Origin of the sequence: Paenibacillus piscarius (assembly GCF_022234545.1) — a bacterium.
Lineage (GTDB): Bacteria > Bacillota > Bacilli > Paenibacillales > Paenibacillaceae > Paenibacillus_AQ > Paenibacillus_AQ piscarius.
Genome location: NZ_JAIEUI010000017.1, coordinates 77,202 through 91,372, shown reverse-complemented (window position 1 = coordinate 91,372; position 14,171 = coordinate 77,202). Strand labels below are relative to the sequence as shown.

General features: G+C 51.4%; 12 protein-coding genes. 2 read left to right on the top strand and 10 right to left on the bottom strand.

Annotated features, from left to right (window positions below):
• Positions 1-80: 80 nt before the first annotated feature.
• From K1558_RS23375 to K1558_RS23355, 5 genes are all read right to left on the bottom strand, one after another.
• Positions 81-1,106, bottom strand: coding sequence for a glycoside hydrolase family 130 protein (locus K1558_RS23375; RefSeq protein ID WP_238654307.1), 1,026 nt, complete (start codon positions 1,104-1,106; stop codon positions 81-83).
• A 71-nt stretch (positions 1,107-1,177) separates the two neighbouring features.
• Positions 1,178-2,011 carry a carbohydrate ABC transporter permease gene (locus K1558_RS23370; protein ID WP_238654193.1) on the bottom strand — a complete coding sequence of 278 codons (834 nt, stop codon included), beginning with the start codon at positions 2,009-2,011 and terminating at the stop codon, positions 1,178-1,180.
• A 4-nt stretch (positions 2,012-2,015) separates the two neighbouring features.
• A complete protein-coding gene (locus tag K1558_RS23365; protein WP_274528749.1) occupies positions 2,016-2,879 on the bottom strand; it encodes a carbohydrate ABC transporter permease in 864 nt (287 codons plus the stop codon).
• Positions 2,880-3,024: 145 nt separating this feature from the next.
• Positions 3,025-4,401, bottom strand: coding sequence for an ABC transporter substrate-binding protein (locus tag K1558_RS23360; RefSeq protein WP_238654190.1), 1,377 nt, complete (start codon positions 4,399-4,401; stop codon positions 3,025-3,027).
• A gap of 257 nt (positions 4,402-4,658) precedes the next feature.
• The gene (locus tag K1558_RS23355; RefSeq protein ID WP_238654188.1) at positions 4,659-5,423 is read right to left on the bottom strand and encodes a response regulator transcription factor; all 765 of its coding nucleotides are present in this window, start codon (positions 5,421-5,423) and stop codon (positions 4,659-4,661) included.
• Positions 5,424-5,643: 220 nt separating this feature from the next.
• Here K1558_RS23355 and K1558_RS23350 point away from each other — a divergent pair, with 220 nt between their 5' ends.
• Positions 5,644-6,876 (top strand): AGE family epimerase/isomerase, encoded by a 1,233-nt coding sequence (locus tag K1558_RS23350; protein ID WP_238654185.1) that lies wholly within the window; start codon positions 5,644-5,646, stop codon positions 6,874-6,876.
• Complete coding sequence (locus K1558_RS23345; RefSeq protein ID WP_238654183.1) at positions 6,873-8,048, top strand: glycoside hydrolase family 130 protein; 1,176 nt, start codon at positions 6,873-6,875, stop codon at positions 8,046-8,048. The genes K1558_RS23350 and K1558_RS23345 overlap by 4 nt, the downstream gene beginning before the upstream one ends.
• 103 nt (positions 8,049-8,151) lie before the next feature.
• Here K1558_RS23345 and K1558_RS23340 read toward each other — a convergent pair whose 3' ends face one another.
• The 5 genes from K1558_RS23340 to K1558_RS23320 all read right to left on the bottom strand — a co-directional run bounded on the left by K1558_RS23340 (position 8,152) and on the right by K1558_RS23320 (position 14,059).
• Positions 8,152-9,216, bottom strand: a complete 1,065-nt coding sequence (locus K1558_RS23340; RefSeq protein WP_238654181.1) for a LacI family DNA-binding transcriptional regulator — start codon at positions 9,214-9,216, stop codon at positions 8,152-8,154.
• A gap of 48 nt (positions 9,217-9,264) precedes the next feature.
• Entirely contained in the window at positions 9,265-10,563 is a 1,299-nt protein-coding gene (locus tag K1558_RS23335; RefSeq protein ID WP_238654305.1) for an ABC transporter substrate-binding protein, read from the bottom strand.
• 41 nt (positions 10,564-10,604) lie between these two features.
• On the bottom strand, positions 10,605-12,473 hold the full coding sequence (locus K1558_RS23330) for a cache domain-containing sensor histidine kinase (protein WP_238654180.1): 1,869 nt from the start codon (positions 12,471-12,473) through the stop codon (positions 10,605-10,607).
• A 181-nt stretch (positions 12,474-12,654) separates the two neighbouring features.
• Complete coding sequence (locus tag K1558_RS23325; RefSeq protein WP_238654178.1) at positions 12,655-13,329, bottom strand: DsbA family protein; 675 nt, start codon at positions 13,327-13,329, stop codon at positions 12,655-12,657.
• 91 nt (positions 13,330-13,420) lie between these two features.
• Positions 13,421-14,059 (bottom strand): FMN-dependent NADH-azoreductase, encoded by a 639-nt coding sequence (locus K1558_RS23320; RefSeq protein ID WP_238654176.1) that lies wholly within the window; start codon positions 14,057-14,059, stop codon positions 13,421-13,423.
• Positions 14,060-14,171 lie beyond the last annotated feature (112 nt).

Below are 14,171 nucleotides of genomic sequence, written 5' to 3'. Positions count from 1 at the left end.
TGATATACCAACAGATCTGTTACGGCTGTGATTTTGTTCTATGCGGCAAATTGTGTCGACGGCGGACAGAGGGTAACAGGCTAGATTCTGCCGGGGCCGGCGTCATCGCCAACCTCTTCATGAGTATCGATGACGTAGTTAACGATGTCTTGGACAGTGGTGTAGGCAACACCAACATAGGTGTCCGCAGCCCCGTAATAGATGGCAATCCGGCCGGTATCCGCGTCACTCAGCGCCGCACAAGGAAATAGCACATTATTGACAAACCCCCTCTCCTCATACCACTCTTCCGGGGTCAGCACGAAATTCCGGGAGCGGTATTTCACTCTTGAAGGCTCATCCGCATCCAGAATAACGGCGCCCATGCTGTAGACAAGACCGTTGCAGGTCCCGGTAACCCCATGGTAGAACATCAGCCAGCCCTCCGAGGTCTCAATGGGCGCAGGCCCGCCGCCGATCTTAGTGCTCTGCCACCAGCCTTGTCCGCCCTTGGTCATGACATGCCGGTGTTTGCCCCAGTACACGAAGTCTGGACTCTCGCTAAGGAAAACATCGCCGAACGGCGTATGCCCGCTGTCGCTTGGACGGGAGAGCAGGACGAAATTGCCGCCTATCTTCTTCGGGAACAGCACGCCGTTACGGTTGAACGGCAGGAACGGATTCTCCAGACTGACGAAGCTCTTGAAATCCTGAGTCTTGGCAACGCCAATCGCCGCCCCGTAGAAATCCGTGCACCAGATGATATAATACGTATCCTCTACCTTCACCAGACGGGGATCATACGCGTAACGCGGCATATACGGGTTACCTGCCTCGTCCTTGAACTGGATCGGCTGCTCATCAATGACCCAATCCAGTCCGTCCGCGCTGCGGCCCATCCGCAGATGAGGTCGGGTGGTGTTGTCCTCCACACGGAAAACTCCGAGGAAGCTGTCTCCGTATGCGATCACTGCGCTATTGAAAATACGGGCAACCCCTTTGGCCGGATTGCGCTTAATCACCGGGTTATCGCTATGTCTCCAGACCGGATTGTCATTCCCGGCAGGTCTGTCCTGCCAAGGTATATTCGACAGGCTGTCGCTGCCGGTCAGCTTAACTTCTCTCATCATCACGTATCCCTCCAGAATGATTGTTGCAGCAGCCGCTGCGATTATGTGTTGCTCCCCGGCGGACCGCTTTATTTGACCGACCCTTGGGCGAAGCCGTTATAAATGTATTTCTGCAGCGCCACAAACGCGATCAGCGTCGGAATGATGGCGATCATAATCGCGGCGCAGATGACCTCCCACTGGGAGCCGTAGGGCCCTTTGAATTTGAAGAGTGCAGTGGACACGACCTGCAGGCTGCTTTTGGGCATATACAGGAACGGGGTGTAGAAATCATTGTAGATATTAACGCCCTTCACGATAATCACCGTTACAATGGCCGGACTCAGCAGCGGCAGAATAATCCTCCAGTAGATCGTCCAGTAGGAGGCCCCATCCAGCATGGCCGATTCGTCCAGCGATTCAGAGATCGAGTCCAGGAACTGCATGAAGATATAGACAGCGATAATATCGGTTCCCAGATACATCAGAATCGGTGCCCAGCGGGTGTTGAATAAATCCAGGGCATTGATGATCTGAAAAGTGGCTACCTGCGTAGTGACTCCGGGAATCAGCGTGGCCAGCAGAAAAGCGCCCATCAGCGCCTTGCTGCCTCTGAATTTGAACCGGGCCAGAATATAAGCCATCATTGAACCGGTAAGCGTAGCACCCGCAATGGAAATCAGCACGATAATGATCGTGTTCATGAAGCCGAGCAGCATGTTCCCGTCTACGAAGGCCTTAGAATAGTTGGCGAAATTCAGCCAGTTCTCCGGCAGGGTCAGCGGACCGGTTGAGGCATATTCGGCATTGGTCTTCAAGGAGGCGAAGAAGACGACGATAATCGGGATCAGCGCCATCAGTGCACCCAGCACCAGGGAGAGATATTTGAAGAAGGCCGCCAGGTTGTATTTCAAGGTATGCATCGCTCTATTTCTCCTCCTTGATCAGAATGCGCTGCAGAATCGTTACCAGAATAACGATGCCGAGCAGCACCACAGCCATTGCCGAAGCCAGCCCCAGCTTGCTGTATTTGAAGGCCACATCGACGGTCTGGATGACAAAAGTGCCGCTGCCGTTGGAGCCGCCGGTCATGACATACGGGATTTCGAATACACCGATCGCCCCGCTGACCGCGAGGATCAGATTAAGCTGCAGGATGCGCTTGATGCTGGGGATGATAATATGCCGGAACTGATGCCAGCGGTTCGCGCCGTCTATCTCCGAGGCTTCATAGATATCGCTGCCGATCGAGGAGATCGCGCCCAGGAAGATAATAAAGTTCATCCCCATATATCTCCATACCGAGGCAAAAGCGAGCGAGATGTTAATCAGCTGCGGATTCAGCAGCCATTTCTGCTGCAGCGCCCCGAGTCCGAGCAGATCAAGAATGGTATTCAGGGTGCCTTCCGGCTTGAAGAAGAACAGGAAGATGAACCCGATGGCCACCCCGTTCAGCAGGGTCGGAAAGAACAGAATCCCCTTGAACCAGTTCTTCATCCGGACATTGAAGCTGAGGATAGTCGCAAAATACAGCGCCAGCCCCATCTGGACAAAGGTGGCGAAGAAGTAGTACAGGCTGACCTTGAACACGGCGAAGTACTCCGGCTTGGTGAAGATTGTCTTGTAGTTGTCGAAGCCGATATACTCCATTTTTTTGCTGAGGCCGTCCCAGCTCGTGAAGCTGTACTGGAACATTTTGAATACCGGCAGATAAGAGAACGTTACCAGCAGAACTACAGGTATTAGCGAGAATAGAAAGATGATCAGAATCCGTTGATTTTTATAGCTCATATCCGATAATTTGGGCACTCCCCCACACCTCCTGAGAACTTGCTGCTGCCAAGCTTGCCCCCTGCAAAAGTGAAGGGGATCATGCCTTGCCGGCATCTCCCCGTTCTTGTCCCGCTTATTTCACTTTTGCAGACAGGCTCACATGCTATTTAGCATTAACAATTTTCGCTCTGGCCGCTTTCCATTTATCGTTGAGCTCTTTCATGATGTCATCATAGGATTGCTTGCGGTTGCCGATCGCCGCTTCGATGATGACTTTCTTGAAGTCAGGCTGCCACAGGCCGATTTCAGCCTCTTTATCAATGGCGTCCACCCAGCCTTCTTCACCCGGTTTGGCTGGAGCCAGCGTGTCAAAGGTAATGTCTGTGCCTTCGAATTGTTTGAGAATTTCAGGCAGCTCTGCTCCTTTTACCGGACTCATGCCTCCGCCTTGCACCGTCGGATAATCAGATTCATTAATGAACCAGTCTACCCACGCTCTGGCAGCCTCTTTGTTTTTGCTGTGAATGCTGATGCCCAGGTTATAGTCGTCAGACAGCGGAACCAGAATCTTGTTGGCATTGGTCGGGAACGGCATGAAGCCTACATCATCCGGGTTTGCCGCCAGCCCTTTAATCTGCCCGATGGCCCAGGAGCCAAGCATCATCGTACCGATTTTGCCGCTTGCCAGATCCGCCTTGGAGGATTCCCAGTCTGTGGTTGTCGGGTCCTCTTCGATCAGGCCGTCTTTGGCTGCGTCATACATCACTTTGTAGAGCTCGTAGTGCGGCTGGCCCGGCACGAAGTTATCATCAGAGGCCACCTGCCCGATATTGACATACTCACGGTCTCCGGCAACGGTCGCCAGATCTGCCTCCCACTGTGTCAGCGTCCAGCCCGCAGCGTAGTTCGTATAGAGAGGAACAGCCTTGGTCTTCTCCTTGATACTCTTCAGTGCGGCAGAGAACTGGTCGAAGGTTCTTGGAACCTCGGTAATCCCCGCATCCTTGAACACCTGCTTGTTATAGATCACGCCGGAGAAATTAACCGTAATCGGAATGCCGTAGGAGATCCCGTCAACCGTCCGCTCTTCAAGGCCTGTATATAGCTGCTCAAGGTCAGACTTTTTACCCAGCGGCTCGAAGAAGTCCGGCAGATCTTTGATTGCAATGCTGGTCGGCAGGAGCAGAACATCCCCGTAATCACTGGTGCTCATGCGGATTTTGATCTGATCCTCATAGTTGGATAAGGCCTCGAAATTCACTTTGACGTTCGGATATTTCTCGTTGAACTTAGCGGCATAGTCTTTGAACACGGTATCCACGATATCCGTCCGCTGTGTAATGACCGTAATATCACCTTTGATATCCTTAGCGGCATCTCCCGCCGGAGCGGCAGTTGCCTCCGCAGCGGTGCCTGTGTTCCCGCCCGCATTGGTTGCTGCTGCATCTGTAGACCCGTTGTTGCCCGAGCCGCAGCCTGCAACCAAGCCTGCCATTAACGTCAAGGCTGCCAAACCGGTAACTGCTTTGGTCTTTTTCATCGTCTTGTTGACCCCTCTCTTCATTTGGAACTGAATGCAACACTAACAAAAATAATAACAATATCTTTCGGTCATACCACTGTTATCGCTTACAAAATAAGTATAGTCCGCCAAAACGCTTAAAACGATGGTTTGAATTGCTTTTTCTGGTCTTGTATTTGTTATTTTTGTTATTTAAAATATGTCTGAAACAAAAAACACTACCCTGCCACTCCTTAAGAAGTGATAGGGTAGTGCAATAATCAAAGAGGCGATGGTCAGGATCTGTACCGGCCTTTATACTCCTTAGGCGTCATACCGCACATCTTCTTGAACAGCTTATTGAAATAGACCGGATCACTATAGCCGACTCTGTCGGCAATTTCATAGTTCTTCAGATCGGGATGATCGAGCAGCATCTTCTTGGCCTCCGTAATCCGGATACCGATCAGGTAGTCGGTAATGGTCTGCCCAGTCTTATGCTTGAACAGCCGGCTGATATAGCTCGCATTCATTCCTACCCCCTCAGCCAGACGCTCCAGCTCGAAATTAAGTCCGTATTCCTGCTCCAGAATGCACTTCATCTGCTCTACCACATAATGCTCCCCGCCTTCGGGCGGCTGCGGCGGCATATGATCAGGGACAGCAGCCGCAGCCGTCTGCTTATTCTCTCCGACACTCCGGAGCAATTCATATAATTGCGCCTTATCAATGGGCTTCAGGAGATAATCAAGCACACCGAAGCGCATCGCTCTGCGGGCGTAATCAAATTCACTGAAGCCGCTCAGCACAGCTATGGGCAGCTGCTTAAGATGAGTTCTCGCCGCTTCAATCAGCTTGAATCCATCCATTCTTGGCATCTTGATATCTGTAATGAGAAGATCAAGCTCATTTCGGCTCAGCTTCTGCAGATGGTTCCAGGCCTCAAGCCCGTTGCCGTATGAACCCGTAACACTGACTTCCAAATCCATTCTGGAAGCAATCTTCTCAAGCCCGCGGCGGATCACTTCCTCATCGTCCGCAATCATGATCCGGATTACCACCCTATCGCCTCCATCATCTTTTACGCCATGATAGCGCTCTCAATTTAATTATAGCCTTATCAGGCACAGTAGAAAATGTGTCCGTATTCACTTTTATAGTCTTCAATTTACTTTATCGTTTTGCCGCTTGAATTGCAGCCTGAAAAGGGTTATAACATGTTTATAACTCGTTATCATTATATACTAACATATTAATAACAGAATATAAGGAGTGAACAGAATGAAAGATGAAACCAACGTGTGGGGCAACCGGCTGGAAGCCGAGCTGAAGGCCAATATTCTGGACTTCTGGATGAAGCACACACCGGATGATACTTATGGCGGCTTTATTGGTGAAATGGACAACCAGATGAAGGTGATCCCCGGCGCCGGTAAGAGCCTTGTGCTGAATGCCAGAATTCTCTGGACTTTTGCAAGTGCTTACAGAATCTATCATGCCGCAGAATATTTAGCCACCGCTGAACGTGCCTATGACTATCTGATTCAGCATTTCACCGACCGGGAGTTCGGCGGGTTCTTCTGGATGGTGGATGAACACGGCCGGCCTGCAGAGACCAAGAAACAAATCTATGGACTCGCTTTTACCGTCTACGCCTTGGCTGAATTTCATCATGCTACCGGCCGGGAAGACTCTCTTAAGCAAGCCGCTGATCTATTTCACCTGATCGAGCAATACGGCTATGATCCTATTCACCAGGGGTATATTGAAGCCTTGTCACGGGAATGGGAGATGACTGAGGCCTTATGTCTCAGCTCGAAGGATATGAATGAGAAGAAATCCATGAACACACATCTGCATGTGCTGGAAGGGTACACCGGCTTGTACCGGGTATGGAAATCAGAGGTGCTGAGGAACAAGCTGGCAGAACTGATCGAAACGATGCTAGACCATATCCTTGATGCTGACGGCAGGCATTTCCATCTGTTCATGGATGAAGCGTGGCGGGTGAAGTCAGCGCATATCTCCTTCGGCCATGACATCGAGGGAAGCTGGCTGCTCTATGAGGCTGCGGAGGTGCTTGGGGACACTGCCTTGCTTGAGCGTACGCGCAAGGTAGCACTGTCAATGGCCGAAGCCGTGCTGGCAGAGGGGACAGAGCCGGATGGCGGAATCTGGAATGAGGCCGATCTTAACGGCTTCATTGACAAAGCCCATGAGACCAGAGACTGGTGGCCGCAGGCTGAAGCCATGGTCGGATTCTACAATGCATATCAGTTAACCGGAAATTTGCGTTTCCTGCAGGCTGCTGAGAACTCCTGGAGCTTCATCGACAACTATATCATTGATCATAAGCTGGGCGAATGGTATTGGGGTGTGGATGCATCCCTGCAGCCGCTGGCCTCTGCCCCGAAGGTTAGCGCCTGGAAATGTCCATACCACAACGGCCGCGCCTGCTTTGAGATGATCAGACGGCTTGGCGAATCATCACATGTAGAGGAGACTATTCAATGAGCACAATCTTTGAACAACGTAAGCAGGTATTAACTGAACGCTATGAAGCACTGATCGGCCGTCCCAATGCAAAGCAGCCTTACGGTAATGGTATCTATGACCGCTACAAGTATCCCCTGCTCACAGCCGGACATGCCCCCCTGATCTGGCGTTACGACTTCAATGAGGAGAGCAATCCCTACTTCGCCGAGCGAATTGGAGTGAACGGCGTATTTAATCCCGGTGCCATTGAGCTGAATGGCAACTTCTACCTCGTTGCCCGTGTGGAGGGCAATGACCGCAAATCCTTCTTCGCCGTTGCCGAGAGCAGCAGCGGAGTGGACGGCTTCCGCTTCTGGGATCACCCGGTAGTGCTTCCCGAGACCGCAGACCCGGACATTAACGTCTACGACATGCGCCTGGTGAAGCATGAAGACGGCTGGATCTACGGCCTGTTCTGTACGGAACGCAAGGACCCGGACGCTCTCCCCGGCGATCTGTCCAGCGCCGTTGCCCAATGCGGCATTGCCCGCACCAAGAATCTCAAGAGCTGGGAGCGGCTCGCCGATCTCAAGACCGGCTCCGCCCAGCAGCGCAATGTGGTGCTGCATCCTGAATTCGTAGACGGCAAGTATGCCTTCTATACGCGTCCGCAGGACGGGTTCATCGACGCCGGTTCCGGCGGCGGTATTGGCTGGGGCTTAGCGGAACAGATTGAGCACGCCGTTATTACCAGTGAGACGATTATCGACCAGCGCTACTACCATACCATCAAAGAAGTGAAGAACGGTCAAGGCCCGGCCCCGATCAAAACGCCGCTCGGCTGGCTGCACATCGCCCATGGTGTCCGGGGCACCGCTGCCGGGCTGCGCTATGTGCTCTATGCCTTCTTGTCCGACCTTGCTGAGCCTAACCGGGTTACCCATGCCCCGGGTGGACACTTCATTGCTCCGGACGGCGAAGAACGCTTCGGCGACGTATCTAACGTTGTCTTCTGCAACGGTGTCATTGCCCGTGACAACGGCGAGGTGTATATCTATTATGCTTCCTCCGATACCCGTATCCATGTAGCCACCACCACAGTGAACCAGCTGCTGGATTATGTTGTGAATACTCCGAAAGATCCGCTTCGCTCCTATGCCTGCGTACAGCAGCGGATCGCATTAATTGACCGGAATTTACAGTTAAAATAACGAAATAAAATAACGTAAACAAGCAGAAACGGTACCCTCCTTTCATAGGACAGTACCGTTTCTTTTTGAAAGAATTTATATGTTTTGGGGGTTGTTTTGCTGCTCAACCCCGGGGATTCCCTACAGAGTCCCGGTGAACAATATCTGCCGCGATCAGAATTTTCTCCAGCGGCGCAGCGGGATTCTGAATCCGGTTCAGCAGCTTCTCGACCGCAGCCCGGCCCATAGCTTCCTTGGGAACATGAACGGTGGTAAGCGGAGTAACCCCGCGCAGGGAATCTTCAATATTGTCAAAGCCCGTCAGTGAAACATCACCAGGAATATCAAGCCCCGCTTCCCGGAGCATTTCACCGACCGCCAGGGCTGTAAAATCATTCGCACACACCAGTGCAGTTGGCAGGGTATCCGATTCTTTCCGGGCCGTTACCCAGCGTCTGAATTCTTCGCGGAGCATATCGTAATCCTCCATTCTCTCCAGCAGCAGATCACCATCTATATCCGGGACCTTCAGATGATTCTCCTCCAGCGCGCTGCGGAAGCCGATCCAGCGGTCACGGAAGCTGCGGGAGTAGCGGATATTGCCGATAAAGTGAAATGACGTATGTCCGGTGCCAATCAGATGATTAACGAGCCGGGACATCGAATCGATGTTATTCGCAAATACCGTATCACTGGGGATTAAGGCATCCTCATGGTCGATCATGACCATCGGCAGCCCGATCCGGCGCACCTCTAGTAGCTGCGGGGTAGAGATCGCGCCCACTCCGATCAGACCCAGCAGACCGTCAGGATTAAGCACATTGACAAAATGATCAGCCCGGTGCTCGGAGATGATCACCATCCCCAGCCCCTCCTGATCAAGAGCCAGCGCGATGCCGTCGACAATTTTGCCCCAATACAGGGAATCCTGGGTCTGGGAACGGATATTAGGCATCAGTACCAGCACGGATTGCTTATTGCGGTCATGCGCTCCGGTTAACGGCCGGCGCAGCGGATTTTGCCCGTAGGCGTTTTTTTGGGTGAAATACCCCAGCTGGGAGGCGGCTTGAATGACCCGTTCCCGGGTGGTTTCATTGACCCCCTCCTTACCGGATAGTGATTTGGAGACCACGAACTTGGATACACCCAGATGGTCGGCTATTTTTTGCATCGTTACTTTTTTGGCCACAATACTACCTCCAGAATATGAACTTGCTTCCTGTGCAGAGCCTTGCGGTTAGGGCAAAGTCTGCTGGCTCATGCGCGCTTCCCTCCATTTCGTATTCAACTGGTCGAAGGACTTCTGTAAATCCGGCGCAGCGAGCAGGTCCTGAATGTAATCTCCCGACCAGAAGCTCAGCTTCGCCCGGTTCGCCATGTCAATGAACGCATCCGTCTGCACTGTAGCCTCAACCAGCTTCGGATGATAGGAGAGGAATTCACGGTATTGCGGTAGAGCAGGCTCGTCCGAGTTATTTGCCGGAAGGAATCCCCAGTCTTTCGCATATGAGGTCTCCGTGATGAAATACTCCAGCCAGGCCATAGCCAGCTCTTTATTGTCGCTGAACCTGCTGACGCCCATGAACCAATCGGGATTGAGCGCAGCATAGTGGGCCGGATCATTGTTATATGGAAATGGAAAAAAGCCTATGTCCTCCGGGGAAGCTCCTGCGTCCATGATCTGCCGGATGGTCCAGTTCCCCTGCAGAACCATGCCCGCCTCTCCTTTGGCCAGCTTGGTCTTGGATATTTCCCAGTTGTTGGAGAATAGCTGCTCCTCAGTGTAGCCCTTGGCCATCAAAGTTCTGGCGATCCCCAAAGCCTGTCCCCATTCGTTATCCAGCTTCCAGGGGCTGTCTTCATGGACCATCTCGTTCAGATAATCGGGGTTCCCCGTCATATAATTAACCAGATTATTCCCCCATTCCCGCAGCGGCCAGACGGCCCCGTAATTCATATACAGCGGGATAATCCCCGACTGCTTCAGCTTGGCGCAGGCAGCGTAGAATTCATTCAGGGTCTGCGGTACCCGTTCAATTCCGGCTTGCTCGAACGCCCGTTTGTTGTAGACGATTCCGCTCGTACTGGTGCCTGTAGACATCCCGTATCTCTTGCCCCCGAAGCTGGCGAAGGTAGTGAACCTCTCCTGTGCCGCCAGCTCCCCGCTCAGCGGTTCAAAGAACAGTCCCAGCTCCTTCGCCGGCAGATTGACCGGAAGCAGCAGAACATCCCCTATATCCTTGGTGGACAAGCGGACCAGAATATCAGTAGCATAGCTCGACAGTCCTTCGAATTCCACATGAGCCTCAGGATACCGTTTTCTGAAAGTCTCTGCATAAGCCTTGAAGGTCCCGTTCTCAATCAGATCAATCCGGTTCGTCAGCATGACGATGGTGCCGGACAGCTCAGCGGGCGCTTCCTCTCCGGCAGAGGAGGCTGAAGATGCCTCACGGCTGCTATTCCGGCTGTCACAGCCCGCCAGCAGCAGAATCAGCAGGAGCAGCAGCGCCGTATGTACCCGATAGCGTAACATCATCCGTATCAAGCCAATTCCCCCTTGCTGGATCTTCCCTTCCATTACCGGCGCTCAGCTTCCCGCAGCGGCAGCGATAGAATGACATCCGTCCCCTCGCCGGGCGTACTGAACACCTGAATTCCATAGGCCGGCCCGTAATGGAGCCGGATGCGCTGGTGCACATTGATCATGCCAATTCCGCCATTGATGCTTTTCTTCGGAGGGGCATCGTGTCTCAGCCTCTGATTGAGCTTATCCAGCGTGATCTGATCCATGCCGCAGCCGTCATCCCGGATATGAAACAGAAGCTTCTGCTCCGTATGTTCACATGTGATGCTCAGGTGCATTTGCGGCTTGGTATCATCCAGCCCGTGATACGCGGCATTCTCGATGATCGGCTGAAACACCAGCTTAATCATAGAATAGTCGCCGAGTGCGTCTGGAACATCAATCATCAGCTCAAATCTCCCCGGGTACCGGCAGCCCAGCAGCTCCACATAGTTACGGACATACAGCAGCTCCTGCTTCATTGTGGTCCAGCCGGACACATCACTGGTGCTATAGCGCAGAAGCTTCCCTAAGATGGAGATCATGTCCGCCGCGTCCGTATCATCATTAATTTCCGCTGTCATCCGTATGGATTCAAGAGTGTTATAGATGAAATGCGGATTGATCTGGCTCTGCAGCGCCTGCAGCTCCGCCTCCTTCTTCTGCTCCTCCATCCGGTAGATATCCTGGATCAGCTGGCGGATGCGGGCAAGCATACGGTTGAATTGATGCCCCAGGAGACCGATCTCGTCACGGCGCTTGACGCGGAAGGTTACATCCAGATCGCCGCCCTGCACTCTTTTCATAAGCTGTATCATCCGGGTCAAGGGCTTGGTCAGGGCAAACGACAGTATAATGGAGATAATTAGAGCCAGCACAATGATGATAAGAGTCGCGCCTATCGTAGCGTTACGGGTCAGCTTCACCCCATGAGTTAGTTCGTCCACCGGAATCGAGATAATGACCTTCCAGTTTGTTTTGGATGAGCTTGAATAGATATTCAGCCTATCCTTCCCGGATACCGTATCATAAAAGCTGCCGGAGCTCCCCGCTGCGGACTGGAACAAGGCGGAACGGGAGATATCCGCAGTCAGCAGCTTCTGGTCACTGTCATAGATGACCTTGCCGGATTGATCCACGATAACAGACTTGCCATGGGTCACCTTATCCAGCTCAGCCACCTGAGTCTCCAGATTACTGAAGTTGGCCTCCACAGCGATCAGCCCGACAGGCTTCCATAGCCCGTCCAGAATTTTACGTACTACGGTGAAGGCATAGCGGGTACTCTGCAGATTGCTCGTATACGCCTGCGTTCCCAGCAGGGTTGCTTCTCCGCCGGAGTCTTGGGTCTGCCCGCTCCAGTAGGTGTAGCTCTGCTTCAGGTCCAGCCGGACACCGCCATCCTTGGCCGAATAATAACCATTCCCGTAGCTGTCAAAAATATAGACCGAATTGGTTCCCCGCTTGATATTGTTGATAAACGATATATTCTCCTCAATCCCCCGCTGAATGGACAGCAGGAGATCCATATCGCCGGGTGCAACCGCAGCCGTACCTGCCCTACCTTCCATGCTCTGCTTCTGCTCATAATAGCGGTTCGAGCGGATCAGATTCTGCTTGATCTCATTCACATAGGCAGGCATGGAAGAGATCCGTTTCATATCTTCTATGTAATCATCGATGGAATCCATCATCTGGTCAATCAGCTTCTCGGAATAGGCAATCGTGTTCGCCTGGATGGATGCAGAATAGCTCTTGAAGCTGATCACACTGATAAAAGACAGCGGGAGCGTAATAATCAGCAGAAAGACCAGGAACAGCTTGCGTTCCATGGACATGTCCACGATATAAGACCACCAGTTGTAGCTGCGTGCTGTTTTCACTCTGCCTTCTCCCTGGTTCAAAATCCATAACTAATTCAGCAAACAACGATAACAAAACCCTAACAAAATCATTATACGCATTCGTTTAAGGATACACAAGGACAGAAGTACTGTCATCAGAATCAAATTAAAAAGCTCTGACCGCACGAATGCAGAATCAGAGCTTTCTTCTCGGCTGATTTTAACAGCCGTTCTTGTTATCCAGTGAACAATGTTCCCCTGCTGTATCTTGAATTAAGTTCGTGCTAGCCAGACGCTCTTCAAGCTCCTCAATACCCACAGTTCCCCCAAGCGAAATTAACTCATTCCCGTTACGGAGAAGGAGGGTAGGATAGCTATTCACCCCGAGCTCCTTAACTTTTATGAAGTCTGTGCGGGCTTCGGTCCTTGCAGCCGGGTCATCTAAGAGTTCCATGACTGCGTTTGGATCTATATTATTGGCCAAGGCAATACTATGATAAGTCTCTGGATCACTGAGACTCAACCCGTCGTAATAGAATGCATGTTGCATGGCAGAGGCAAGATATAGAGCACGGTCAGGCGCCAGAGAACGCAAAGCATTAAATCCGATTGCTGCGGACTCAGAATCCAAAACGAAACTGCCCTCCCTTAAGAGTTCTTGGTAAGCTGCTCCAAACTCGGCGCCAGTAAGCAGACTAATCCGCTTATTTGCTTCTGGAATATGAGGGAATGATCCGATAGAATAACTTCGATTAGCAACAAAAAGACCTCCGCTCAACACGGTAAGTGGCAATTCGGGGTGATTTTCATGCAGACTGCGGATAGTTTGTGAGAACCCGTAGCACCATCCGCAATAGGCATCCCACGCATATATAAGCTCTTTATCAGTATTCATGAGGACTCCTTCCAAATCAGTTTTTGCTGACTCGCTCACCAACAACTACAAAGTGTTTGTTTAGTTCCCTTGTTCCCGCCATGTATAGTCATTAGAACGTCTGGGCAAGATCTTGTGCACGGCGGATAGCATTTTCTTTAATTTCCTGAGCTTTATCTATGGCTTTATTATGACCCTCAACGAATAACCCTTCAAAAGACGGGACGCCAAAGAAATTCATCATGACCTGGAGATGACGGTGCCCCATTTCAAGTTCCGAGGCCGGTGCTTCGGAGTAAAACCCGCCGCGCGCTTGAATGTGTAATGCCTTTTTATCTGTCAAAAGCCCCACAGGCTGTCCTTCCTCAGTATATCTGAACGATTTCCCGGCTACGGAGACCGCATCAATATAAGCTTTCATAACGGGCGGATATGAGAAGTTCCAAAAAGGTGTTACAAATATATATTTATCGGCATCGATAAATTGATCAGATAATTCAGCAAGACGTGATACTTTTGCTTGTTCCTCTTTTGGTAATTGACCAAATTCTGTACCTGAACGGAGTTTCCCCCAGCCGCTAAATACATCTGCATCGATATATGGGATATGCTCTTTGTACAAATCAACAGTAATAATTTCATCATGCGGATTTACTTCTTTGTAGGATTCAATGAACGCTTTGCCGACAGCCATACTGTAAGACTTAGATTCATCATGTGGGTGAGCTGTGATATATAGTACTTTTGCCATTATTAATACCATCCTTTATAATGTACTTTTCAGTCTGTAACCAATTCAGTTACATGTAATTATAATAGTTACATTCATCTTTCTTGTCAACACCTGATTTATATTATCCGCT